Origin of the sequence: Eubacterium sp. An3 (genome assembly GCF_002159465.1) — a bacterium.
GTDB classification, from domain to species: Bacteria; Bacillota; Clostridia; order Lachnospirales; family Lachnospiraceae; genus Anaerobutyricum; species Anaerobutyricum stercoris.
The window spans coordinates 1-23,824 of the sequence record NZ_NFIR01000023.1 but is presented as its reverse complement, the minus strand read 5'-3'; the positions used below and the strand labels follow the sequence as shown (position 1 = coordinate 23,824).

General features: G+C 46.6%; 23 protein-coding genes and 1 pseudogene. 8 read left to right on the top strand and 16 right to left on the bottom strand.

Going from position 1 to position 23,824, the window contains the following annotated elements; all coding sequences use genetic code 11:
• Positions 1–505 precede the first annotated feature (505 nt).
• Complete coding sequence (locus B5F87_RS15325) at positions 506–1,738, bottom strand: peptidoglycan-binding protein (RefSeq protein ID WP_087282570.1); 1,233 nt, start codon at positions 1,736–1,738, stop codon at positions 506–508.
• A gap of 529 nt (positions 1,739–2,267) precedes the next feature.
• Here B5F87_RS15325 and tnpA point away from each other — a divergent pair.
• Complete coding sequence (gene tnpA / locus B5F87_RS15315; protein WP_087282566.1) at positions 2,268–2,696, top strand: IS200/IS605 family transposase; 429 nt, start codon at positions 2,268–2,270, stop codon at positions 2,694–2,696.
• A gap of 32 nt (positions 2,697–2,728) precedes the next feature.
• Here tnpA and B5F87_RS15310 read toward each other — a convergent pair whose 3' ends face one another.
• Positions 2,729–3,145, bottom strand: coding sequence for a hypothetical protein (locus B5F87_RS15310; RefSeq protein ID WP_204246082.1), 417 nt, complete (start codon positions 3,143–3,145; stop codon positions 2,729–2,731).
• Positions 3,146–3,343: 198 nt separating this feature from the next.
• Here B5F87_RS15310 and B5F87_RS15305 point away from each other — a divergent pair, with 198 nt between their 5' ends.
• On the top strand, positions 3,344–3,994 hold the full coding sequence (locus B5F87_RS15305; protein ID WP_087282564.1) for an epoxyqueuosine reductase QueH: 651 nt from the start codon (positions 3,344–3,346) through the stop codon (positions 3,992–3,994).
• 124 nt (positions 3,995–4,118) lie between these two features.
• Here B5F87_RS15305 and B5F87_RS15300 read toward each other — a convergent pair whose 3' ends face one another.
• Together B5F87_RS15300 and rho are read right to left on the bottom strand one after the other, a co-directional pair.
• Positions 4,119–4,520: a hypothetical protein gene (locus B5F87_RS15300; RefSeq protein WP_087282562.1), complete on the bottom strand. Its 402-nt coding sequence runs from the start codon at positions 4,518–4,520 to the stop codon at positions 4,119–4,121.
• A gap of 178 nt (positions 4,521–4,698) precedes the next feature.
• Entirely contained in the window at positions 4,699–6,294 is a 1,596-nt protein-coding gene (gene rho, locus B5F87_RS15295; protein ID WP_087282560.1) for a transcription termination factor Rho, read from the bottom strand.
• Between the two features lie 393 nt (positions 6,295–6,687).
• Between rho and B5F87_RS15290 the strand changes: the two genes are divergently transcribed.
• Positions 6,688–7,599: a TIGR01212 family radical SAM protein gene (locus B5F87_RS15290; RefSeq protein ID WP_087282558.1), complete on the top strand. Its 912-nt coding sequence runs from the start codon at positions 6,688–6,690 to the stop codon at positions 7,597–7,599.
• 91 nt (positions 7,600–7,690) lie between these two features.
• On the top strand, positions 7,691–8,215 hold the full coding sequence (locus tag B5F87_RS15285) for a DUF4364 family protein (RefSeq protein WP_087282624.1): 525 nt from the start codon (positions 7,691–7,693) through the stop codon (positions 8,213–8,215).
• A 9-nt stretch (positions 8,216–8,224) separates the two neighbouring features.
• Here the strand turns inward: B5F87_RS15285 and yihA are convergent, their stop codons facing one another.
• The 8 genes from yihA to B5F87_RS15245 all read right to left on the bottom strand — a co-directional run bounded on the left by yihA (position 8,225) and on the right by B5F87_RS15245 (position 17,109).
• The gene (gene yihA / locus B5F87_RS15280; protein ID WP_087282556.1) at positions 8,225–8,836 is read right to left on the bottom strand and encodes a ribosome biogenesis GTP-binding protein YihA/YsxC; all 612 of its coding nucleotides are present in this window, start codon (positions 8,834–8,836) and stop codon (positions 8,225–8,227) included.
• Positions 8,837–8,851: 15 nt separating this feature from the next.
• Positions 8,852–11,158 carry an endopeptidase La gene (gene lon, locus B5F87_RS15275; protein WP_087282554.1) on the bottom strand — a complete coding sequence of 769 codons (2,307 nt, stop codon included), beginning with the start codon at positions 11,156–11,158 and terminating at the stop codon, positions 8,852–8,854.
• Positions 11,159–11,243: 85 nt separating this feature from the next.
• A complete protein-coding gene (gene clpX / locus B5F87_RS15270) occupies positions 11,244–12,542 on the bottom strand; it encodes an ATP-dependent Clp protease ATP-binding subunit ClpX (RefSeq protein WP_087282553.1) in 1,299 nt (432 codons plus the stop codon).
• Positions 12,543–12,661: 119 nt separating this feature from the next.
• A complete protein-coding gene (clpP, locus tag B5F87_RS15265; RefSeq protein ID WP_087282551.1) occupies positions 12,662–13,246 on the bottom strand; it encodes an ATP-dependent Clp endopeptidase proteolytic subunit ClpP in 585 nt (194 codons plus the stop codon).
• Positions 13,247–13,301: 55 nt separating this feature from the next.
• Positions 13,302–14,630, bottom strand: coding sequence for a trigger factor (gene tig / locus B5F87_RS15260; protein ID WP_087282548.1), 1,329 nt, complete (start codon positions 14,628–14,630; stop codon positions 13,302–13,304).
• 285 nt (positions 14,631–14,915) lie between these two features.
• The gene (locus tag B5F87_RS15255; protein WP_087282546.1) at positions 14,916–15,137 is read right to left on the bottom strand and encodes an alpha/beta-type small acid-soluble spore protein; all 222 of its coding nucleotides are present in this window, start codon (positions 15,135–15,137) and stop codon (positions 14,916–14,918) included.
• A 204-nt stretch (positions 15,138–15,341) separates the two neighbouring features.
• Complete coding sequence (locus B5F87_RS15250) at positions 15,342–15,998, bottom strand: HAD family hydrolase (RefSeq protein ID WP_087282544.1); 657 nt, start codon at positions 15,996–15,998, stop codon at positions 15,342–15,344.
• A gap of 94 nt (positions 15,999–16,092) precedes the next feature.
• Positions 16,093–17,109, bottom strand: a complete 1,017-nt coding sequence (locus B5F87_RS15245; RefSeq protein ID WP_087282542.1) for an alpha-hydroxy-acid oxidizing protein — start codon at positions 17,107–17,109, stop codon at positions 16,093–16,095.
• Positions 17,110–17,332: 223 nt separating this feature from the next.
• On the opposite strand from B5F87_RS15245, the gene B5F87_RS15240 reads away from it, so the two are divergent.
• Positions 17,333–17,881: a Uma2 family endonuclease gene (locus tag B5F87_RS15240; protein WP_087282540.1), complete on the top strand. Its 549-nt coding sequence runs from the start codon at positions 17,333–17,335 to the stop codon at positions 17,879–17,881.
• 194 nt (positions 17,882–18,075) lie between these two features.
• Here B5F87_RS15240 and B5F87_RS15235 read toward each other — a convergent pair whose 3' ends face one another.
• From B5F87_RS15235 to B5F87_RS21035, 3 genes and pseudogenes are all read right to left on the bottom strand, one after another.
• Positions 18,076–19,212, bottom strand: a complete 1,137-nt coding sequence (locus B5F87_RS15235) for a CAP domain-containing protein (protein ID WP_087282538.1) — start codon at positions 19,210–19,212, stop codon at positions 18,076–18,078.
• A gap of 47 nt (positions 19,213–19,259) precedes the next feature.
• Positions 19,260–19,436 (bottom strand): annotated as a pseudogene (locus B5F87_RS15230) (winged helix-turn-helix transcriptional regulator); the annotation flags it as partial.
• Between the two features lie 429 nt (positions 19,437–19,865).
• Positions 19,866–20,024, bottom strand: coding sequence for a hypothetical protein (locus tag B5F87_RS21035; RefSeq protein WP_158097063.1), 159 nt, complete (start codon positions 20,022–20,024; stop codon positions 19,866–19,868).
• Positions 20,025–20,348: 324 nt separating this feature from the next.
• On the opposite strand from B5F87_RS21035, the gene B5F87_RS15225 reads away from it, so the two are divergent.
• Both B5F87_RS15225 and B5F87_RS15220 read left to right on the top strand, forming a co-directional pair.
• A complete protein-coding gene (locus B5F87_RS15225) occupies positions 20,349–21,218 on the top strand; it encodes a GHKL domain-containing protein (protein WP_158097062.1) in 870 nt (289 codons plus the stop codon).
• Between the two features lie 39 nt (positions 21,219–21,257).
• Positions 21,258–22,145, top strand: coding sequence for a hypothetical protein (locus B5F87_RS15220; RefSeq protein WP_087282532.1), 888 nt, complete (start codon positions 21,258–21,260; stop codon positions 22,143–22,145).
• Positions 22,146–22,284: 139 nt separating this feature from the next.
• Here the strand turns inward: B5F87_RS15220 and B5F87_RS21030 are convergent, their stop codons facing one another.
• The gene (locus B5F87_RS21030) at positions 22,285–22,428 is read right to left on the bottom strand and encodes a hypothetical protein (protein WP_158097061.1); all 144 of its coding nucleotides are present in this window, start codon (positions 22,426–22,428) and stop codon (positions 22,285–22,287) included.
• A 299-nt stretch (positions 22,429–22,727) separates the two neighbouring features.
• Here B5F87_RS21030 and B5F87_RS15215 point away from each other — a divergent pair, with 299 nt between their 5' ends.
• Positions 22,728–23,609 (top strand): hypothetical protein, encoded by an 882-nt coding sequence (locus tag B5F87_RS15215; protein ID WP_087282530.1) that lies wholly within the window; start codon positions 22,728–22,730, stop codon positions 23,607–23,609.
• The last annotated feature ends 215 nt before the right edge of the window (positions 23,610–23,824 follow it).

Genomic DNA, 23,824 nt, shown 5'->3' with positions numbered 1-23,824 from the left:
TGAGAGTAATTCGCACAATGACCGGCTTTTTTGTGCTGTGCGCAAAAAAAAAGACGGGAACCCCCGGCTTCAAAACATCGAATCAGGCATCGGCCCGCCAGCGCCGGGAGCGTATCTTTTCTAAACTGCGTCATTTTGCATCTGCACACCGTGTCTCTCAGTTCACATTGTCCTGAAAAAGTCCGGTGTGAACCGGCATTCGCACTACGCCACCGTATCATTGCTTAAATTGCTAAAATTCTAACATATATCATCCTTAAATACAAGGGCAGAAATATGAATTTTTTATTTTTTTAACTATCGTTTTCTTTTTTACAGTCTGAAAAGCACTTTCATGTATATTAAATTACGTTCCGACACTTTCCGTCGGAAAACGTCTGTTTTTCGCCTATTACGGGGCAAACAGACGGTATGCTTCCACAAAACAGGATGGTGCGCCGCTTTCTCCACAAAAGCCAGCGCACCATTTTCTGCAATTATTTTTTTTAATCCTGCAAAAATACTGTCAGTTTAACTCTGCGATCCGGCTGACGCCCACATAAATCTGACTGATCTTATACCAGGTGGCAAAATCCACCTGCCCGGTCACCGGCAGATTGAAGATCCGCTGGAATGTCTCCACAGCGTTCTTCGTGGCTGAACCAAAGATACCGTCCGCCCGGATAGTCGGCATGGCGGGGTAATCCTCAGCAATCCGGTTGAGCTGCATCTGCATCTGACGGACTTTCTCCCCGGATGAGCCCACCGTCAGCGTGTATCCCGGCCAGGAGGCCGGAACCCCCGATATCATGTCTGCAGTGTTGATATAAATATCACTTCCATAATAATATTGAAGAATCTCCTCCGCCGACAATCCGTCATCTCCAAGACTCTTGGAGCCCCACTGGCTGAGCTGATTCGGGCAGGTCACCCGGCGTCCGTCACAATACTGCGCCAGAATCGGCTGGCTCACGTCCGGCCGTGAGAGATAAGCGTTAAAAATGTCATCCACTACCAGATTGATACTCTCATAAATAGTCTTTCCGTCTATCCATTTCTGATCATAGGCAGTGGAGGATGTGATGGTAAAATCATACCCCCGGTTTCTGTACCATTCCGTGTATACCCGGTTTAAGGTAAAAGACATGATTGCCAGGATATTGGCCCGAAGCGTCGCCTCCGGCCAGGTGGAATAAATCTCGCAGGACGCCACATTTTTAATGTAGTCTCTGTATTGTACATAGTGGTTGGTCGCCGTAGCATCACCCGGAGCCCCGTCATGAACTACCACAAATTCTGGCACAACCACCCGGCTCAGCACCACCTCTCCGGTGGCCTGGATATCTTTGATCTCATTCTCTGCGATCTTCGGCGGATACTCCCCATACAATGTATGAGGTCCAATGGCAAGAATCCGGTATTCCCCCTGAGCCTGAGCCAGGCGCAGCATTCCCTGATTCTGCAGAGCAAGCTGACCGGAGAAAATCTGTGCGCCGGAAACCGTCAGCGGTTCATAACCCGGCGCATTAATCCGCAGATTATACTCCGAATACGGCTGTTCTTCCGATGGTTCCAGAGAATACTCCACAGGCGGCGCCTCCAGTTCCACCGTCTCCGTCTGTCCGGAAGAATCCGTCATAAGCCGCTCCAAAATCTGATCCGGCTCCCCCGTGGAAGAAATCTCCACCGACGCCCCCGGCACCGGCCGCTCACTGCCGGACTCCACCAGACTGATCTTCAATTGTCCATATTCTGCCATAGATACACCCATATTCCTGCGACGGTTCAGTCGCACGGCTTACAGGCAAAGCACAAGCCGCGCGCCCAAAAGGCATGGCTGAAACGTCACAGATTTTTTTATTAGTATATGCAGGAGAAGGGTGGAGGGACACTGTTTTGTTGTCTGCTTCGCATATCATAATCAATCAAATGCCTATACATTTATTGTCATATTTTCTTTAACAAGAGCTCTCTGTCCACTTCAGAAATACTGAGTATGCGGAATATTTGATAAATAACAATACCTCTTTTAATGAAGTAGTAAATTTTTCAAAATCCGTATCTTTAATCTGAGCCGGTGCAATAAGATTAATCTTATAATCAGGAACAAATTGCAGCACTTTTGTGTTCTGTTTCCCGAACATCGTATGAATGAAAAGCCTAATCCCCCAGCTATGCTGGGGAGAATAAAGTAGTGCGAGACGGTGAGGATATCAATAAAAATCCTCCTATGCTATAATTGAAATTGGTGTCGCAAGCCAAATTTCAAGCATAGGAGGAGGTCCGAAATGGACAATAGAAGTTTATCACATACCCGATGGAAATGCCAGTATCATATAGTTTTCATTCCCAAATACCGGAAAAAAGTATTATATGGGAAAGTGAGAGAAGATGTACGGGAGATACTTAGTATATTATGCAAGTATAAAAATGTAGAAATAATAGCAGGAGCAGTATGTATAGATCATGTGCATCTCAGTGTGGCAATACCACCAAAATTGAGCATAGCAAATTTTATGGGGTATTTAAAAGGAAAGAGTACGCTAATGATATACGACAGGCACCCGGAAATGCAAAGTAAATGGGACAAAGCATTCTGGGCCAGGGGATATTATGTAGAAACAATTGGTAATATCACCGATGAAGCAGTACAAAAATATATCAAAGAGCAAGCAGAAGAATCGAGGAGAAATGATTCAAGAGGTACCGCTTTATAGCGGACCAGTAAGATAGCTTGCGACATCCGCCCTTATGGGCGAGCAGTAACAGAAGCCCTTTGGAGGGCTAATGGCAAACCACCAGTTGAACTGGTGGTTGCTGACTTAGACATGGGCGCATCCCAATCTTCTGCGCCAAAATAAATCGCCAACGTTACCACCGGCATCGCATAATGAATATTCGATTGATTCTCGATTGCTAACAAAAGATACGCATTATTGTTATCCGTCATTACCGTTACCGCTTTTATCAAATCTCTGCTTCTCTGAACCGGCTGTTTATGTCCCTTTTCTCCTCCATAAGGAATGTCCAGCTCCCGGGTATCTAATTCTTGCAGACATTCCGGACAAATAACCTGTTCTCCATTATGGATAAAATAATTAAATACATCTGCAAAAATTGTATTCTGTCTCATATATTTTATTGTTGCAATATCTTTAACCCCCAACCGTTCACCTCTTCCTTTTGACTACTGTTTATATTTTTTATATATTATCACAATAAATTTTATTTTGCAATTATTTTTTATTATGTTTTGCATTGCTTTTTCCTGCTGGAAAAACGTCATGAATTCTGCTATTATCATTATTTGAAAATACAAAAAATCTAAGAGATGAAACAATCAACCAGAAAGGACGAACCGTCTATGAATAAAATAAATTATCAGAAAGAACTGGATAAAATCACCGGACAGATCGGTGAAAATCTGCCCGAAGAGCAGAAACCGCATTTATTCCTCCACGCCTGCTGCGCTCCCTGCAGCAGCTACGTGCTGGAATATCTGACCCGGTATTTTCACATCACTCTCTTCTATTATAATCCCAACATCACGCCGGAGACAGAATATCAAAAACGGATTCACGAGCTGCAGCGTTTCATCCGGGAGGCCGGCTACGAAGAGAAAGGGCAGGTTATTCTCATGGAAGGCGACTATGATCCGGCCTGCTTTTTTGACATGGCAAAAGGCATGGAAGACCTGCCGGAGCGGGGCATCCGCTGCTATCACTGCTACGAACTCCGGATGAGGGAAGCTGCAAAAAAAGCGGCAGAGCTGCACGCTGACTATTTCACCACTACCCTTTCCATCAGCCCACACAAAAACGCTCAGTGGATCAACGAAATCGGAGAACGTCTGGCGGAAGAATACGGCGTGCGTCACCTGCCTTCCGACTTCAAAAAGAAAGGCGGCTATCTCCGCTCCATTGCCCTGTCCGAGGAATATCACCTTTACCGACAGGATTACTGCGGATGCGTATTTTCCAAAAAGGCGGCGGAAAACATGAAGCACAACGATTGAATTTTATTGTCGTCGATTCGGCCGGGAAAATATATGATAAAGGCCCTATATCATATGAATCTCAACAGATTTTTCTGCCAAACAAAAAAACTGCCGGCTTAAACCGACAGTTTTTCATAGTATATCACGTTTTCTTTATAAACTTATTACCGCATTTCGGGCAGGTGATCTCAATCTTGCCTTTTCCTCTGGGCACCCGGATCTTCTGAGAACAGGCGGGGCATTTGAAAAAGCGGAAAATCTGTGCCTGCTCTCTCTCTTCGCTTTTCTGGTCGAAGTATTCAAACAGCGGCCGCATGATTCTCATAAAACGTTCATTTTCCCGCTGTCTTTTCCGATGGTTATGGGAAAAGAAGCGAAGCAGGCAGAGCAGCAGAGGAAGGAGACTCACCGGATTCAACATCCGGATGCCTTCCACCGGAATCAGTGTTGTGATCAGATTGATCAGCAGGCTTAAAAACAGAAGCCCGCAGGATAATCCGTCGATTCCATATATTCCGTGAAAAAAGTTCTTAAAACGATTCATTTTTCTTCTCCTGTTTCTTTTCGTGTTGTGACACGTCCGTTTTAAAGGGGATGGCGCTCGCGTGCCATCCGTCCATGTATCGCATTAATCGCTTATATAATCAGGAACAAAATGTGTCCATTTCATTATTTCACAGAAATCTTTCCTCGTCAAGAATTACTGTTTCCGTGCAATAGCGCTATTTCAACAGTGACTGGCGCATCACATGAATAAATTCCTGGTTGTTTTTCGTCTTTTTGAAGAACTGGAGGATCTGCTCCACATTTTCTTCCGCGCGGGTTCCGGACATTTCCCGGTGCAGGGCAAATACAATCTCCTGCTCTTCTTTGGAAAGGAGCAGGTCGTCCCGGCGGGTTCCGGATTTCTGAATGTTGATGGCCGGGAATATCCTCTTCTCGGAAAGCTTTCTGTCAAGAACCAGCTCCATGTTACCGGTTCCCTTAAATTCCTCGAATACCACGTCGTCCATCTTGCTTCCGGTATCTACCAGGGCGGTGGCAAGAATTGTCAGGCTGCCGCCTTCCCGCATGTTTCTGGCTGCTCCGAAGAACTTTTTCGGCATATGTAATGCCGCCGGGTCAAGACCGCCGGAAAGGGTACGTCCGCTTGGAGGAACCACCAGATTGTAGGCTCTTGCCAGCCTGGTGATGCTGTCCAGGAGAATCACCACATCTTCGCCGTGCTCTACCAGACGCTTTGCCCTCTCCAGAACCATTTCCGATACCCTCTTATGATGCTCCGGCAGTTCGTCAAAGGTCGAATAAATAACTTCTGCGTTCGGGCCTTCAATGTATTCCCTGATGTCTGTAACCTCCTCCGGACGTTCGTCGATAAGCAGGACGATGAGCTTCATATCAGAATAAGCCGTCGTAATGCTCTTGGCAATCTGCTTTAAGAGAGTCGTCTTACCAGTTTTCGGCTGGGATACTATCATACCTCTCTGCCCTTTTCCTATCGGGGAGAGCAGATCCACCATCCGCATGGAAACCGGCGCGCCCGGCATCTCCAGACGAATCCGCTCGTTCGGGAAGATCGGCGTCAGATCTTCAAAGTTTTTTCTTTTCTGCGCTTCATATGGTTTATAACCGTTGACGGACTCCACATAGAGGAGCGCGCTGTATTTTTCATTCTGGGTTTTTACCCGGGTGTTTCCAATCAGGATGTCGCCGGTCTTTAAATTGAAGCGGCGAATCTGGGATGGGGAAACGTACACATCATTCTCTCCCGGCAGATAATTCTCACAGCGGATAAATCCATAGCCGTCCGGCATGACTTCCAGGATACCGTTGGCCTTCTCCCCGCTGTCGAGGCTCTCCAGCTCACTCTTCATGCCGTTTTCATTTCTTCCATGTTCCTGACCGCCGTCATGGACAGCCTCGGCGCGCTCATAATCCGCGCGGTCATCCATTCTTCGCTCAAAATTCGTCTGGTCGCCATTTCTTCTTCCATAATCAGTTCGCTCGCCATTTCTTCTCTCATACTCCGGACGTTCTCCGTTCACTCTCTCGTGCTCCTGTCGTCCGGCTGATTCGCGGCTGTTCATCCGCTCTCTTCCGTTGTTTTCGCCAGGCTCCCGCTCTGCGCGCACACGGGTTGTCCGCTCCGTTCTTCCGCCCTCATGGACATGCGCAGACTGCTTCTCGCCATTGGACGAGGATTCCAGCTCCATCAAACGCTCGATCAGCTGTTCTTTTTTCAGCGTGCTGATTCCCCGGAGACCTTTCTCCTTTGCCGCAGCCCTCAGTTGCAATAATGTCATATTTCTATAATTCATGTGAAACCTCCATTTTCTAATCTCCATACGCAGACACGCAGTCTCCCGGCCTCTCAAAGCATCTGTACACGAAACAACCGCGAGCGAGAAAGCACGGAAAAAGACACAGCAAAAGCCGCAGCAGCCCTCAAAACGCACCGGGATTATACCCTCACGGCTGTCTGAGCAGTGCATAAACGTGTCAGTATATGAATCAGGTTGTAAATACTATCCAGGAAAAAATTACTGATGTGCATAAAAATTGTCTTTACAGAAACGAATCTTCTATATATTCAACACAATTATTTATAATACCATTATGATAGCACAATTTTCAGAGAAAACAACTGTTTTTTTTCATTTGCATAAACCTATCCCTGATGTTAAAATAAAGCTCTGGAAGGATGAAACAACATGGAACGCTATTATTCTTACAGCCGTTTTCTCAAGGAACGGTTTGGAGAAAAAGTATATAAAATCAGCATCAACGGCGGTTTTACCTGCCCGAACCGGGATGGCACCATCTCCACGGGAGGATGCATTTTCTGCAGTGAGGGCGGCAGCGGCGAGTATTCGGAAAGCGCCCTGCTGCCGGTTTCCAGGCAGATTGCTCTGGGCAAGGAACAGAGCAGCAGAAAGTATTCCGGCGGCAGGTATATCGCTTATTTTCAGGCTTTTACCAACACCTACGCCCCCGTGGAGCGGCTTCGCGCGCTCTATGAAGCCGCCATCGCACCGGAAGAGATCGTCGCCGTCGCCATCGGCACGCGGCCGGACTGTCTCCCGGAAGAGGTGCTGGATTTGCTGGAAGAGATCAACCGGCAAAAGCCGGTATTTCTGGAACTGGGGCTGCAGACCTGTCATGATTCCACGGCAGCTTTTTTAAACCGCGGATATGAGACGAAGGTTTTTACCGCGGCGGCCAGCACCTGCGCTTCCCGGGGCATCCGCACCACCGCCCACCTGATTCTGGGGCTTCCCGGGGAGACGCCCGATATGCTGGCGGAAACCATCGCGTATGTGAACGCGCTGCCCGTGAGCGGCGTCAAGCTGTCCATGCTCCATACCCTGAAAAACACCCGGCTGGCGGATATCTACGCACAGGAGCCTTTTCCTCTTTTCACTCTGGAAAGTTATGTGGACTGTGTGATCTCCTGTCTGGAAATGCTTCGTCCTGACATAGTCGTCGAACGGATTACCGGCGACGGGCCGAGAGATCTTCTGATTGCGCCTGCCTGGAGCCTCCACAAGAGACAGGTACTGAATTCCATTCATCAGGAAATGAAACGGCGGAACTCTTTTCAGGGAAAGCAATGGAAAAAATAAAAAAATGTTAAGACGGCCGGCAATCAAAAACTATCTGCCGGGGGCCTTCAAAATAAATTTACATAAATATTTACACGGAACGGAGAGAAAAATGTCTGAAGAATCGTTAACCTTATATAAATTAATGGTACTGTATATGCTGGATAATCTGGATTTTCCGCTGACGACCTCCCAGCTCAGCGAATTTTTTGTGACCCACGGCTATACTTCTTATTTTCATATGCAGCAGGCAGTCAACGAACTGGATGAGTCCGATTTTATCCGGGGAGAGCTTATCCGCAACACGACCCACTATTATCTTACATCTCATGGCAGAGAAGCCCTCCAGATGTTTGAAAGCAAAATATCGGACGCTATCAAGAATGACATTCTCGACTATTTCAAAGAAAATAAATATCAGCTCCGCAAGGAGGTCAACATCACCGCCGATTACTACCCTCTCAAAAAGGGCGAATACATGGTGCACGCCCAGATCAAGGAGCGCGGAACCGTCCTCATGGAGCTGAAAATAAACGTGGTATCCAAGGAGCAGGCCATCGCCATCTGCGATAAATGGTCGGAAAAGAGCGACACCGTCTACTGCCAGATCATGGAGACATTGCTTTTAAATGACTGATACCCCGTTTTATTCCTCCGGAATCTCCATCTCCTCGCCCAGCGCGTAGGTTTCGATGAGTTCCCAGATTTCATCCCGCCCCTGCTTGGTGACAGCCGAAAACGGAATGATCGGAACGCCCTCGATGACCTTCAGGGTGTCCTCCAGCTGCTTTAACTGTTTTTTCAGCTGGCTTCGTTTGATTTTGTCCGCCTTTGTGGCAACGATCACCGGAGAGAATCCGTTGCTTAAGATCCATCGGTACATCTGGATGTCATTGGCGCCCGGCTTATGACGCAGGTCGATGAGCAGGAAGACCATACGCAGCTGCCGGGAGGTATGAAGATAATTCTCTATCATCGGCCCCCACTTGGCGGCCACTTCTTTTGACACCTTGGCATAGCCGTATCCCGGCAGGTCCACGATGTACATTTCTTTATTTACATTATAAAAGTTGATGGTCTGGGTTTTGCCCGGCTGGCCGGAGGTCCGCGCCAGAGCCTTTCGGTTGACCAGCGCGTTAATCAGGGAAGACTTTCCTACGTTGGACTTCCCTGCAAAAGCCACTTCCGGAAGCTGATTATCCGGAAGCTTGCTGGTGATGCCGCAGACCGTTTCCAGTTCTACATTTTTTATGATCATATGTGTTCTCCTCGCTTATCCCACAAACGCCTTCTCAATCACCTGAGACATTTCTTCCACAAATGTAATGGTAAGCCCGTCTGTAATCTCCTTGTCGAGCTCCCTAATGTTCCGGCGGTTCTTATCCGGAACCAGCACCTCTTTCATGCCGGCAGCCTTCGCTGCCAGAAGCTTCTCTTTCAGGCCTCCGATCGGAAGTACCCGGCCGCGCAGGGTGATCTCTCCTGTCATTGCCAGATCACCCCGGACTTTTCTTCCGGTGATGGCAGAGAGCATGGCAGTAGTCATAGTAATACCCGCAGAAGGTCCGTCTTTTGGCACAGCCCCTTCCGGAATATGGATATGAATATCATGCTTTTCAAAAAATTCACCGTCAATATCGTACTGTCTTGCGATGGAACGGATGTAGCTGAGACCGATTTGCGCGGATTCCTTCATCACATCGCCCATACGTCCGGTGAGGGCCAGCTTGCCCTTGCCAGGCATTACATTTACTTCGATGGACAGGGTATCTCCGCCGACGCTGGTCCATGCCAGTCCACGGACGATGCCCACCTGCGGCTTCGTGGCCTTCTCTTCCTCGGAATACGGCGCCATGCCCAGAAGCTCTTCCAGATCTTCCGGACGAACCTCCAGCTTCTCCTGTCCTTCGATGATGGCGCGGGCTGCCTTCCGCATGATCCGGCCGATCTTTCTCTCCAGATCACGGACGCCGGCCTCTCTGGTATAAGAACGGATGATCTCATAGATGACCTCGTCCGGTATGCTGATCTGTTTCTTCAGGATACCGTTGGCCTTTCGCTGCTTGCGGATCAGATACTGCTTGGCGATATGGAACTTTTCATTTTCCGTGTAGCTGGACAGCTCGATGATCTCCATACGGTCAAGGAGCGGCTTGGAAATGCGTTCCGGCTCGTTGGCTGTGGCAATAAACAGCACCTCGCTCAGATCCAGCGGCACTTCCAGATAGTGGTCGCGGAAGTTCACATTCTGCTCGCCGTCCAGCACCTCCAGCAGGGCGGACGCCGTATCTCCTTTGTAATCGCTGCTGACCTTGTCGATCTCATCCAGAAGCATCAGCGGATTTCTCACGCCCGCCTGCCGGATGCCCTCAGCGATCCGTCCCGGCATGGCGCCCACATAAGTTTTTCTATGGCCGCGGATCTCTGCCTCGTCATGAACGCCGCCCAGAGAAATGCGGACATATTTTTTATTCAGCGCCCGGGCAATGGACTTGGCGATGGATGTCTTTCCGGTTCCCGGAGGACCCACCAGGCAGAGAATCGGCGTCTCTCCCTTTCTGGTCAGAGAACGAACCGCCAGATAATCGAGAATCCTCTCCTTCACCTTTTCAAGACCATAGTGATCCTCCTCCAGAATCGCAGAAGCCTTCTTCAGATCCTTGTTATCCTTGGATCCTTTCTTCCACGGCATCTCCAGCATAGCTTCGATATAATTGCGCATGACGATACTCTCGGAAGCCATCGGCGGAACGCCTTTGAAACGGTTGATTTCTTTGCGGATCTTATCTTTCACCTCTTTGGAGGCGTTGAGTTTCTCACATTTTTCCAGATACTCGTCGGCATCGGAGGCGATGTCCTCCTCGCCCAGCTCCTTGCGGATCACCTTCTGCTGTTCCCGCAGAAGATAATCTTTCTGATTCTTATCTACATTTTTCTTGACTTTCTCCGTGATCTCGTTGCGGATGTCGCTGATCTGCGACTCCTCCATCAATATGTTCATGAGCATCTCCGACTGGCGGATCACGTCGGTCTCCTCCAGAAACTCCTGTTTTCTCTCAAGATCAAACGGGAGCTCGGACGCAAGCTCATACATGAGAGGAAGCAGCTTGCCCTTGTCGATGGCAGCCTGAATCTGATTGGTGAGAAAGCCCGGATTCTTATCAATGAACTCGCCCAGCAGATCGCAGATCAGCCGGAAACGTGCCTTCTCATCATTTTCTCCTTCCGGAAAATTCACGGAATTGATGCGCTCCACAATAACCCACGGGCACGGATCCACATCCTGATAATCGAGAATCTTCGCGCGGCCAACGCCCTCCACGAATACCCGCAGGATTCCCTGTCCTGCTTTCACCATCTGCTGGATTCTTGCGATGGTTCCAACCTGAAACAAGTCTTCCTCAGACGGGGTCTCCTCCGCCGGATCTCTCTGGTTTACTAAAAAAATCAGTTGATTATGATTTACTGCCTCCTCCAACGCTTTCAGGGATTTGGCTCGTGAAACCTCAAAAAAGGCTGATGTATCCGGATAAATCATCTTCCCCCGGAGCGCCAGCGCCGGGAATGATGTATTTTCCATATAAAATATTCCTCCTCTATATCATAAAAGGCCGGCACAATAAATGTATTGTACATCTGCTTGTGTCAGCCTCTCGTTCATGATGCTAAGCAATCTCGTTGCCGCTTTTTTTCCTGTGTTTTTTTGTGATATTCTTTTTGCTGACGGGCTCATCATGATAGGTTAAAATCGGCTCTCCGGTTCCCTCTACCGCCTCAGCAGTGATGGTGCAGGTAGCCACAAGCTCGTCGGACGGAATCGTGTACATCAGATCCATAACGACAGACTCCACAATGGAACGAAGACCTCTGGCTCCTGTTTTTCTGGCGATAGCCTTTTCGGCGATGGCCTTCAGGGAATCTTCGGTAAAGATCAGTTCCACTCCGTCAAGCTCAAAGAGCTTCTGATACTGCTTCACAAGAGCGCTCTTCGGCTCGGTGAGAATACGAATCAGCGCTTCCTCGTCCAGCGGCTCCAGCGATACATTGACCGGCACACGGCCGATGAACTCCGGAATCAGCCCGAACTTCACAAAATCTTCCGGCAATACCTGCTTTAACAGTTCTCCGACATCCTTCTTTTCTTTTCCTGCAACTTCCGCCTGGAAACCGATGGATTTCTTTCCAATCCGGCTCTCGATGATTCTCTCAAGGCCGTCAAAAGCTCCGCCGCAGATGAACAGAATATTGGTCGTATCAATCTGCAGGAACTCCTGATGCGGATGTTTTCTTCCTCCCTGCGGAGGAACAGAAGCCACCGTACCTTCCAGGATCTTCAGAAGCGCCTGCTGTACGCCCTCGCCGGAAACATCACGGGTGATAGACGTATTCTCAGACTTTCTGGTGATCTTATCAATCTCGTCAATATAAATGATACCGGTCTGCGCTCTCTCGATATCGTAATCCGCCGCCTGAATGAGCTTTAAAAGAATGTTCTCCACATCCTCGCCCACGTAGCCGGCCTCTGTGAGAGCTGTCGCGTCCGCAATGGCAAACGGTACATTTAATAATCTTGCCAGCGTCTGCGCCAGTAAGGTCTTACCGGAACCGGTCGGTCCCAGCATGATGATATTGCTCTTTTGTAACTCTATATCGTAATTCTTATCTGTGAGAATACGTTTATAATGATTGTAAACGGCTACAGACAAGACCTTTTTTGCTTCTTCCTGTCCGATGACATAATCATCCAGAAACGCCTTCATCTCCTTTGGCTTCATCAGATTGATTTCCTGGGTGTCATCGTTGTATTCTTCAAACTCGTCCTCCATAATCTCGGCGCATACCTCGATACACTCATCACAGATATACACGCCCTTTGGCCCTGCTACCAGTTTACGCACCTGATCCTGGGTCTTGTTACAGAAGGAACAACGGAACTGCTTGTTATTGTCCGTTCGTGACGCCATAATATTCACCTCTTTTACACTGACATATAACGGTATCTGTCTTAACAACAGGGAAACCGCATATTTTCAAGGAAAGGTTACCACAGTATAATATACCGCGGTAACCTTAGTATATGAACTTACTGTCTCTTGTCCACAACCACGTCGATGAGACCGTATTCCAGCGCTTCCTGCGCTGTCATATAGTTATCTCTCTCGGTGTCGGCCTTGATCTTCTCGTAAGTCTGTCCCGTATTCTCTGCCAGAATACGATTCAATTTTTCTTTGGTCTTTAAAATGTGGTCTGCCACGATCTCAATCTCTGTGGCCTGACCCTGCGCGCCGCCTGACGGCTGATGAATCATGATCTCCGCATTCGGAAGCGCAAGACGCTTGCCCTTTGTTCCGCCTGCCAGAAGGAACGCGCCCATGCTGGCCGCCATACCCATACAGATAGTGGATACGTCGCATTTGATAAACTGCATGGTATCGTAGATCGCCATGCCCGCGGTCACGGAGCCGCCCGGGCTCATGATATACAGATTGATATCCTTATCCGGATCCTCCGCTTCAAGGAAAAGCATCTGGGAGACAACCAGACTGGCTGTCACATCGTTGACTTCTTCTCCAAGAATAATAATTCTGTCCTTTAATAAACGGGAGTAAATATCGTAAGATCTCTCCCCGTGACTGGTCTGCTCAATGACATAAGGTACTAAACTCATATTACTACCTCCTGTTCCCTTACTATTCTCGCTGTCTTAGAGTGGTCTGTTCTTATTACTCAGCCTCTCCGCCCTCATATTCAAGTTCTTCGGAAGCTTCTGTCACAACAGCCTGTTCTCTGATGAAGTCCACTGCCTTCTGGATGGCAATATCATTCTTCATATTCTCTTTCTCAGCTTCGCCCATGTAGGAAGCGATCTGGTCTGCTTCCATCTGGTACATGGATGCCATTCTCTCAAATTCCTTATTCAGGTCTTCTTCCGTTGCCTCGATATTCTCGGCTGCAACAATGGCCTCAAGAACAAGGCTGCTCTGGATTCTTCTCATAGCCTCCGGTCTCATGCTCTCTCTGAATGCTTCCGGGTTCTGTCCGGTAAACTGCAGATACTGCTCGAAAGAGATACCCTGGTAGCTTACTCTCTGCTGGAATTCCTGTACCATCTGGTCAACCTGAGAATCAACCATGGCTTCCGGAATATCCATCTCTGCGTTCTCCACAGCTTTTTCTACCAGCACATTTTCCATATTGTTCTTTGCCTGCTCTTCTTTGCTCTCAAGAAGTTTGGCTCTGATATCTGCTTTGTAATCTTCCAGAGAATCAAACTCTGTAGTATCCTGTGCAAAATCGTCATCGATCTCCGGCAGCTGTTTCTCTGTAATGCCGAGAACCTTTACATGGAAGTTTGCAGGTTTGCCGGCAAGCTCTGCTGCATGGTACTCTTCCGGGAAGGTAACTTCCACGTCTTTTTCGTCACCGATGTTCAGACCAACAAGCTGATCTTCAAAAGTATCGATGAAAGAATGAGAACCAATCTCCAGCTTCTGGCTCTCTGCTGTGCCGCCGTCAAACGGAACGCCGTCGATAGTTCCTGCATAATTCAGAGTGATGATATCTCCCTCTTTTACCGGGCGATCTTCGATAGTAACTTCTCTTGCGTTCTGTTCCTGTGCTTTCTTAAGCTCTGCGTCCACTTCCTCGTCGGTCACTTCCACAGCGTCTTTCTCTACTTCCAGTCCCTTGTACTGGCCAAGAGTTACTTCCGGTTTTACTGCTACAGAAACGGTGAAGATAAAGTTCTCGCCCTTTCCAATCTGTGTCACGTCTACTTCCGGACGGGAAACCACATCAAGCTTAGTCTCCTCCAGAGCGTCCGCATACGCTTTAGGCATGATCTCATTGGCCGCATCTTCATAAAAAATTCCAGGGCCATATGTTTTCTCAATGATGTTCATCGGAACCTTACCCTTACGGAATCCAGGAAGATTGTAGGAACCTTTCTTTCTATTATATACTTTCTTGCAGGCAGCATCAAATTCAGCGGCATCCACCTCGATGGTCAGTTTCGCCATATTATGCTCTAAATTTTCAACCTGTACACTCATTACGTTTCCTCCTTAAAATCATATGTTCCTTATTTTTAACCAAATCAGGGAACGAGAAATCCTATCCGCCTCATCCTGTTCAGTTCGGTTTTTTATAAATCTGAAAACACATTTTAGTATTATAGCATGTTAAGGTTTGGCTGTCCATATTTTTTTTACACAAGCAAAAGCACCATAAAAAGCCGCCGCTCCGGTCCGCAGACCAGAACGACAGCCTTTTTGTTATTTTATCTTACAAGTTTTTTGAGATTTCTCGTGGAATCAGCATTTTCCGAACAGCCGGGATTACTCCTCGCTGCCGCCAGCCATCTGCTGTTCCTGTTTCTTGATCATTTTACGAACCATCTCTCCACCGATGGAACCGGCTTCCTTGGCTGTAATATTTCCATTATAACCTGGTTTTAAGTCAACGCCGATCTCATTTGCAACTTCCATTTTAAAACGATCCATTGCATCCTTCGCTTCCGGTACTTCCACCTGATTGGTTTTGGTATAACTTTTTGCCATTGTATTTTACCTCCATGTTATCTGGAATCATCCGGATGACATCTAAATAAATGTTTTGTTTTTGCTTTGTCAATCAGTTACTCTATTCTTATCGGCATGTGCCTCACGGTTTTCGTGAAGCGCATCAAAAGCTTTTGTTTACCGTAAGCCTATTATCTGCAAAAACACAACAAATATAATGGAAAATTTTGTGGCAATCAAAAATTACAGGATAAGATCCGCGATCTCTGACGGTTTCTTCACAAAAACCTTTCCTCCCAGCTCCTCAAGCTTTTTCCGTTCCCGGAAACCCCACTCGCATAAAATGTAATCCATGCCGCAGTTTTCTGCCGTGGCAAGATCCACCTCGGAATCCCCCACATAGACCGCATTTTCTGCGGAACTGCCCAGCTGGCGCAGCGCCTCCATGACCGTGTCCGGCGCAGGTTTCTTCCGGATACCCTCGCTCTCTTTTTCGCCGATGGCCACCGGAATGATTCCCTTAAAATAAATCTCGCTGAGCTCTTTCACAGCAAAATCCGCCTTGTTGGAGACTATGGCCATTTTGACGCCTTTTTCTTTCAACAGTTCCAGCAGTTCCATAATTCCTTCATAAGGCTTCGTCAGATCATTGCAGTGAATCCCGTAATGCTCCTTAAAACCTGCAAACACCTTTTCAAAATCCGGATTTTCCTGCCCGGAAGGCAGCGCCCGCTGCATAAGCAGCAGAATGCCGTTGCCCACAAACCGGCGTACCTCGTCTCTCGTTCTCGCCGGATAACCGTTGCTCTCCAGCGCATAATTGACGCTGTTCATAAGATCGTCCAGCGTATCCAGCAGAGTGCCGTCCAAATCAAAAACCACTGTATCTTTTTTCTGCATTTTCTTCACCTGTCCTTTTCTTTCTTCTGAAACTTCCAGAAGAACTTCTGTATTTTATCTGGAAACACCCTCCCGAATACATCTGCCTTTAAGATTATCTGCGGATCATTTTCCTTGAAATGCTCTTAATATCCGTCGCTCCGCACATGGCCATGGTATCTTTAAGCTCCGCAGCCAGCTTCTCAATGTAAAGCCGCACACCCTCTGCCTGGCCGCCGTAGACCGCCTGCACAAACGGTCTCGCGATGAGCACCGCATCGGCTCCCATGGCCAGCGCCTTAAACACATCGATACCAGTCCGGATACCGCCGTCCACGAAAATCTTCATGCGGCCTTCGTTCCATTCCACAATCTCTTCCAGCACCTCCGCCGTGGCCGGCGTCTGATCGAGCACCCGGCCGCCGTGATTGCTCACCACGATGGCGGAGGCTCCTGCCTCATAGGCTTTCTTAGCTCCTTTCACCGTCATGATTCCCTTAATGATAAACGGGCGCTCCGCGTCATGCACAATCAAAGCCAAATCTTCCACAGTCTTGTTTCCTGCCGGCGGTTCCATATTTTTAAGGAACGGCAGTCCCGCCGCATCAATATCCATAGCCGCCATCATGGCGCCGCTCTCAAACACCAGATCAAGCTTCTCATGGATCGTATCCATATTCCACGGCTTGATGGTCGGGATACCTCTTCCGTTATTATCCTTGATGGCCCGGGTCGCCGCCAGGAACACATTCGGATCTATACCGTCCCCGGTAAACGCAGCGATGCCGTTCTCGGCACAAGCCGAAACCAGAATCTGATTATACTCTTCATCGTCATATTTATCCCCGTAATGCATCCGCATGGCTCCCACCGGCCCCGCAAAAAACGGATAGGCAAACTTATTGCCAAACAATTCAATACTGGTATCCGGCTCCACATTTTCTCCGATGGTGTCCATATTGACCCGAATCTGCTGCCACTGGTCATAATTGCGAATCGCCACATCACCGATTCCCTTGGCTCCCGGCCCAGGAATCTGGTTTTTACACGCCCGGCCGTTGCACACCGGACAGACCTTACAGTACGGCCCCACCTCAAATCTCGCCTGTTTCATAACTTCTTCGTATGTCATATCTATCCCTCCCATTTACTTGAATTTTATCATATCTTTATGGAGATTTCTATAATAAATAATTGGCGGGGAACTTGCCCCCTTTTCTTCGTTTATGATATACTGAGAATAAACCTGTTCTCAAACAAGCATTTCTGATCATATTGGTTTTTTCTTATTATTTTGTACAAACTATTTTTTTACTATTTATTATATTATATCATCCAGAAAGGAGGATTCATTTATGGCATTTGCTCAGGAACAACTTTACACCCTTGAAGATATCTATTCTCTTCCGGACAATACCCGCGCTGAATTAGTAGACGGACATATATATTACATGGCTCCTCCATCCCGCAAACACCAACGGCTTTTGCTTTCTTTAAGCCGGGCTATTGCCGATTATATTGATCAAAAAGGCGGCGATTGTGAGATTGACATTGCTCCTTTTGCTGTTTTTCTCAATCAGGATGCAAAGAATTATGCGGAACCAGACATCAGTATTATCTGCGATAAAAATAAACTCACTGATAAAGGATGTGCCGGCGCGCCTGACTGGATTATTGAAATTGTTTCGCCCAGCAGCCACCGAATGGACTATTATATTAAACTCTTTAAATATCGCACCGCCGGAGTTCGGGAATATTGGATTGTCGATCCTGACAAAAATCGAATTCTAGTATATAATTTTGAACATGAAAATATGGCAGAACATTCTTTTCATGACATCATAAAGGCAGGAATTTACGATGATTGCTTTATTGATTTCTCTAAATTGAATCTTCAATTATAAAATTAAAAAAATAACAAAAAGACCTGCACTTCTTCTGAACCGTCCCCCGAGTATTAGAATTTAAGTCTAACTATTGGGGGCAGCTCAGGGAATAGAACAGGTCTTTTTCCGATTCTTTTTAATACCTTAAATCTATAATCCTCCAACCATATTTTTTGCCCAAATTCTTATCCATCCTTTCTGGTACAATTATATTATCTCACCTTCACACTCTTCTTCTTCGACCAGTCAGAATACACGCGAATGGTCTGTCCGCTGGAAAACACATCTTTGTAAGTGCGGATACACACATAATATTTCTTTCCGCGTTTCAGCTTTTTGATGGTCTTTATATTCTTTTTGTTGTTCTTAACCGTTACCGTTTTGACGGCTTTTTTGAATTTTTTGTTTGTGGAATACTGGATTTCGTAGCCGTCTGTGTTCTTCCTCTGCTTTTTCCATCTGACAGTTACTTTCTTTTGACCGGCGGTCAGCTTCTTGATGGATGTCTCTTTTAAATCCAGGGTCACCGTTACATTTGCGGAAGCCAGAATACTGCCGTTGGTCGGAGAGACCAGGTTGATTACCGCTGTGCCGATACCCACTCCCCGGATATTGCCGCCGGCGTCCACGGTGCAGACAGCCGGGTTGGAGCTTTGGAAGAGAAGCGTATCATTGGCAACCGGCACCTCGCCCAGCACATCTTCGAAGCACAGAGATGCTTTCGCTGTGTCCCCCAGATACAGTACATTTTTATTGACGCACAGACGAACCGACGCGAGCGTCTGGTCGAAGGAAATATGCGCAGATGCCCTTCCGTCCTGATAGTTGTTCCGGGACGCGGTTTCTTTCAAAGTGCCGCCGAAGCATTGTATCCAATAATATTTCCCGTTTACATTCACTGAGCCGACGCCGATACACACGAAATCTCTGTCCAGAATATTGGAGCGGTGCCCGTCAGAATTCATCCAGGCCTCCATAGCGGCCTCCGGAGAAGTATTGCCGGCAGCGATATTTTCGCCCATGGCCAAGCGTGAGGCTTCAAATGCCGTCTGGAACTCTTCTCCATTCGGTCTTGTATGACTGAAATTCACGGAAATCTCGAAAGCTCTCTGCATGGCGGCGTCCAGAAGATCTCTGTCCATGACAAGCGCCGGAAGCCCTGCTTTTGCTCTCTCCTGATTGACAAGCTCGAGAATCCTCCAGGCTTTGCTGTAATAACGCTCTCCGGTCACCGTAATCTGTCCGGATTCCGATGCCTGCACGGGCTTAGCCATAAGAAATGTACCAAAGACCGCCAACAGAAAGACTGTCAGTATGGCAAAGGTTTTTGCTGCATTTTGTTGTTTCATACAATTTCTCCTTTCTTCTCTCCGACAGCACAAGAACTGCCTTTTATTTACAGGCGATTTTTATCTCCCCACTCGCACATTCCGTCCAGAATCGGGATAAGAGATTTGCCCCGCTCCGTGAGACTGTACTCCACCTTAGGCGGAATCTGCGGATACTCCTCCCGATGAACCAGCTTATCCTCTTCCAGTTCTTTCAGCGTTGAGCTGAGATTTTCATTGGAAATGTATCTCTCCCATATTTTCTTCCTCCTCTTTCACATGCCCACACCTGCGGCTGAATATTCACCTACAGGTAAGTATATCACTTTATTGTAAGTATATATCTCCAGTGTAAGTATCATACTTAAATGTGCGTACTTGTTTTTTGTTTCATTCTTGTTATGATTATAATATCACAACACTACAAAATCAATCGGGAGGTGAATGAAATAAACAGACGGCTGCGCCCAGGCCGCTGCCCTGGCAGATAAACTTTAATTACATAAGAGTGATAAAGTTGGGAAGTAATCTTCCAAATCAATTAGGATTGACGCAGCAGATACGTCAGGAAAGGAGAAAATATGAACAATATAAAACGGAGCAGAAAAATACAGCTTTCAGATTTTTCTGCTCCTGTTCTATCCTTATCATATGTATAGTACCTTTATTTTCTGCTATTCCTGTTCTTTTGCCATTGCTATCTTATCCAGAAGTTCAACGATTTCGTCCTTCGTATATTCCTCTTTTTCTCCGTTGGCAATTATCAGCCGTAACTGATATAACGTGGACATTTTAACCGTCTGCATTTCTTTTTCTGTCATTATATCACTCATTTTTCCTCCCCTCTCCGGTCTCCCGGGTATTGTCTTCCTTAAAGACAATACAATTTTATCTCACAGCCGCTATGCAAATAACTGTTTTTTACATAATTGTTTTATTTTTACAATTTCGTATTTTGTTTGTATATGTAAAGTATAACACAAATATTTCTTTCCTAACATAAAAATCTACTGTATAATTATGCCAATTTTCCACTGCCGTCGTTCTTTCCTTGCAAAGCTGCCCCAGATTCATATATAATCTTTTTAAGAAATTTGCTGAAATTTTACAGATATTGCCAGAAGCATTATTTCCATATGAGGGGATGTAAAAATCATATGAAATCCACATCAAAACATCAAAAACAAAAAAATCGTTTAATAAAATGTCTTCTTTTCACAGTCCTGTCGCTAATCACTGCAGCCGCTCTGATCATTTTTTACTTTTACACCTATCAGGATTTTACAGAACAGGATTATACTCTGGTGTACATTTCTACTCTGGTGTATTCCATTCCTATCTTTTTTATCGGTGTTTATGTGTACATTTCCTTAAAGGAATATTATAAGAAAATCGACAATGATTATCTGCAGACACAGGAAACTGCCGCCAAACGGCAGGAGCAGCTTCTGATCCATGCCAGAGAACAGATGCAGCAGCGGATGAATGCTGCCTTGTCTCAGTTAAATGAGCTGGAGCACCTGCTGCGTTCCGGCCAGGAAAAGGAAGCCTGTCAGCTCTGCTCCAGACTGTCTTCTTATTATCAAAAGACCCGGTATCGTCATTACTGCCGAAACGATATCGTTGATGTGATTCTTCACACGAAAAAAGAGGAATGTGACCTGCTGCACATTGCATTTACCTGCCATATTCTTTTGCCTGAGCAAATGAATCTTCCGGCTCCGGTGCTGATCAGCCTGTTTGTCAATCTTTTAAATAATGGTATCGAGGGATGCAGCTCTTCCGGACAGGAGTCTCTTTTTCTGAAGCTTTCTGTCAATTACAAGGGCGATTATCTGTTGCTTCACATGGAAAATGCAAAGAATCCGGCGACCGTTTTCTCGCACTCTTCCACAAAAGCCGATACATTTTCCCACGGCCTCGGCCTCCTCATCCTCGAAGAAATCGCCGGGCAGCGGGACGGTTCCTGCCATTGGCAGGACAGACAGACCGCTTTCGTCTCCGACATCATGCTGCGCTATCGGTAGCGTCCTGCTTTTAAACGTATCTCACAGAAAGGAGTATCCATGTTTCCGAAAACCTCTCCCTTCGAATTTTATTTTATATTCTTTGCCGTGACTCACGCTTTAAACGAGGCCTCCGTCCTGTTTTATTACAGGCGCACCCTGACTCCTCGTTTTACGCAGATACATCCGGCGCTGCAGAACCTGCCATTTCTGCTGATTCCGGTCTGCTACAAAGTGATTACCGGAGAAGTACACTCTCCCACCCACATTTTCTTTCTGTACGGTTCCATGTTTCTGGCCTGTATGATACTGTACAGGGACAAAATCATGCAGCGAATCGGAAACTTTTTCTTCGGCGTCGCCTATTCTTTACTGGCAGAAAATATTCTGGTTTACATATACTGTTTCGGCATCCTTGAACTCTGGTTCGGCATCCCGTTTATCCCCAACAGCCTCGCCGATCCCCAGGATATTCAGAAATTATGTATCACCGGAATTCCTTTTGTCATCATCCAGTTTCTGCTGACACCGCTGGCCATTATCGTATGGAAAAAATACTTGAGCAAAATCAATCTGAAGATTGTCATCCAATTCGGTCTGCTGACATTTATCAGCTTCAGCGGATTCCCATACATTTTTCCGAACCTGCTCGGCCGCCCCGGATGGATCCTGGCCTTCCTCTGCCTTCTCGTCTCCGTGGTCGTATTCTTCCGGGGCGTCATACAGCTCCAGAAACTGTTCCGTCAATCTTACTTCCGAGAAAAAGAACAGAAACTGCTGAAACAGCACCTGGAAGATTTTGAAAAGCAGCAAAACGACAGTCTGCAGCTTCGCAAACAGAATCACGACATGTCCGGACATATGCAAGCCGTCTCATACCTCATAGCGGAAGGAAAAACGGAGGAGGCGCTTCGCTATATTGAGGAATTAAAGCAGGGGATGGGGTGACTGATGATCAGAATATTTTTTACAAAAAATAAGACAGGAAAACTCCCCCGCGCTCTTAATCAACAAAATCTTCATCTGATTTTTGAGAGGACGGTACGCTTTCCTGTCTTATTTGGCAAAAGTACGTTTCATTATTTTATCACTCTGTTTTTTCTTTTTTGGCCATTTTTCTTACATCATCGACGGCCTTTTTCACTTCTTCCATATTCTCACATGATTCAAATTTGTCAGCCACTAAATTCAAAATTACTTCCAACTGCTTATCTGTCATATTCTCCTGCATTTTTCCTCCTTTCTCCGGTCTCCCGGGTATTACCTCTTTGCAAAGGTAAGCTGATTATATACTACATAAATTACATTTTCAACCATTTTTTACATTTTTTTACATTTTATTTTTTTCCTTTTTAAACCATTCTTTACAGTAACTATATCACAGATTCCCTCACACGGCACATAAAATGTAAAATATATTGCCGGGGTATTTCTATTTTTTCTCTTATCTTTTATAATAAAATGAAATGTAAACCGCGCATATTTTTTACAGCCCATATATTTCCACTATAAAGAAAGGAGGCCGCCCCTTTGCCATCCACACTCTTCATCTCAACATCACAGATTTACACTTTAATCTACCTGTTTGCCCACCTGTGCTATGCTGCCTCCATGGTTTTCTTTTTCAGCCGGACGCTTTCTCCGCGTTTTTTTGTGAGGAAACCTTTTCTTTGCAGTCTTCCTTTTCTGGGGATTCTTCTTTTGTATACAGGGATTACCGGTGACGCGCAGTCGCCTTTTTTCAAGATTGTTTTTTACTGTGTTGCTTTGGCGGCAAACGGGTTGCTTTACGGGACGCGTTTCTGGCGGCGGATGGGTAATTATTTTTTTATCGTGATCTGCCTGGGAATCGTTGAGTTTGTCGCGACGATTTTGTATTATCCTCTGATATTTCTTTTTCATCGGGAGATTCATTCCTTCCTGGATCCTGTTGTTCCGCGGGATAATCCTGTGGATTTGCTGGTGTTTATCTGTCTGCCCATCGTGGTGCAGGTACTTTTTATGCCTTTTTTCATCCGGCTCTGGCAGAAGGCCGTTCAGTATATCAATTTAAAGATACTGATTCAGCTTGTGCTGGCCACGTCGCTGTCCGGCAGCGGTGTTTTGTATGTTTTTCCGCAATTTATGGGCAGAGTCGGGTGGATCTTCGTCTTTCTGGGAACATTTCTTTCGATTCTTCTTTTCTTTCGGGGGATACGGCAGATGCGCCTGCTTTTGCATGTGCACCGGGCGGAACAGGAAGTTCTCGATGAAAATCTTCAGAGTTATAAGGCAGTACGGGAACGGAATCTTCATCTTCGCCGGCAGAATCACGATATTGCCGGACATCTGCAGACAGTCTCCTATCTTCTTGCTGAAGGGAAAACGAAGGAGACGAAAGAATATATTCGTGAGCTATTGAAATTATTGTAACCGGGTTATTGCGATTGGAATTGTGTAAAACAAGGTTCCGTCGCAGTAACGGTCTAACGACCGTAACTGCTGACGGACTTTTTGTGCGCATTTTCGGCAGAATCTGTTTGCTTTGGCTACAATTACAGCGCTTGCGCTGCTGAAAAAGCGCACTGATCTAAGCCTTCTGTCTTAGACAAAAGACTGGTATGATGTGTATTTTGAAATTTTAAAAA

Bases quoted from the DNA above. Each gene is read 5' to 3' on its own strand.
- B5F87_RS15325 (WP_087282570.1), bottom strand. From the start codon at position 1,738: ATGGCAGAATATGGACAATTGAAGATCAGTCTGGTGGAGTCCGGCAGT.
- tnpA (WP_087282566.1), top strand. From the start codon at position 2,268: ATGGACAATAGAAGTTTATCACATACCCGATGGAAATGCCAGTATCAT.
- B5F87_RS15305 (WP_087282564.1), top strand. From the start codon at position 3,344: ATGAATAAAATAAATTATCAGAAAGAACTGGATAAAATCACCGGACAG.
- B5F87_RS15300 (WP_087282562.1), bottom strand. From the start codon at position 4,520: ATGAATCGTTTTAAGAACTTTTTTCACGGAATATATGGAATCGACGGA.
- rho (WP_087282560.1), bottom strand. From the start codon at position 6,294: ATGAATTATAGAAATATGACATTATTGCAACTGAGGGCTGCGGCAAAG.
- B5F87_RS15290 (WP_087282558.1), top strand. From the start codon at position 6,688: ATGGAACGCTATTATTCTTACAGCCGTTTTCTCAAGGAACGGTTTGGA.
- B5F87_RS15285 (WP_087282624.1), top strand. From the start codon at position 7,691: ATGTCTGAAGAATCGTTAACCTTATATAAATTAATGGTACTGTATATG.
- yihA (WP_087282556.1), bottom strand. From the start codon at position 8,836: ATGATCATAAAAAATGTAGAACTGGAAACGGTCTGCGGCATCACCAGC.
- lon (WP_087282554.1), bottom strand. From the start codon at position 11,158: ATGGAAAATACATCATTCCCGGCGCTGGCGCTCCGGGGGAAGATGATT.
- clpX (WP_087282553.1), bottom strand. From the start codon at position 12,542: ATGGCGTCACGAACGGACAATAACAAGCAGTTCCGTTGTTCCTTCTGT.
- clpP (WP_087282551.1), bottom strand. From the start codon at position 13,246: ATGAGTTTAGTACCTTATGTCATTGAGCAGACCAGTCACGGGGAGAGA.
- tig (WP_087282548.1), bottom strand. From the start codon at position 14,630: ATGAGTGTACAGGTTGAAAATTTAGAGCATAATATGGCGAAACTGACC.
- B5F87_RS15255 (WP_087282546.1), bottom strand. From the start codon at position 15,137: ATGGCAAAAAGTTATACCAAAACCAATCAGGTGGAAGTACCGGAAGCG.
- B5F87_RS15250 (WP_087282544.1), bottom strand. From the start codon at position 15,998: ATGCAGAAAAAAGATACAGTGGTTTTTGATTTGGACGGCACTCTGCTG.
- B5F87_RS15245 (WP_087282542.1), bottom strand. From the start codon at position 17,109: ATGACATACGAAGAAGTTATGAAACAGGCGAGATTTGAGGTGGGGCCG.
- B5F87_RS15240 (WP_087282540.1), top strand. From the start codon at position 17,333: ATGGCATTTGCTCAGGAACAACTTTACACCCTTGAAGATATCTATTCT.
- B5F87_RS15235 (WP_087282538.1), bottom strand. From the start codon at position 19,212: ATGAAACAACAAAATGCAGCAAAAACCTTTGCCATACTGACAGTCTTT.
- B5F87_RS21035 (WP_158097063.1), bottom strand. From the start codon at position 20,024: ATGAGTGATATAATGACAGAAAAAGAAATGCAGACGGTTAAAATGTCC.
- B5F87_RS15225 (WP_158097062.1), top strand. From the start codon at position 20,349: ATGAAATCCACATCAAAACATCAAAAACAAAAAAATCGTTTAATAAAA.
- B5F87_RS15220 (WP_087282532.1), top strand. From the start codon at position 21,258: ATGTTTCCGAAAACCTCTCCCTTCGAATTTTATTTTATATTCTTTGCC.
- B5F87_RS21030 (WP_158097061.1), bottom strand. From the start codon at position 22,428: ATGCAGGAGAATATGACAGATAAGCAGTTGGAAGTAATTTTGAATTTA.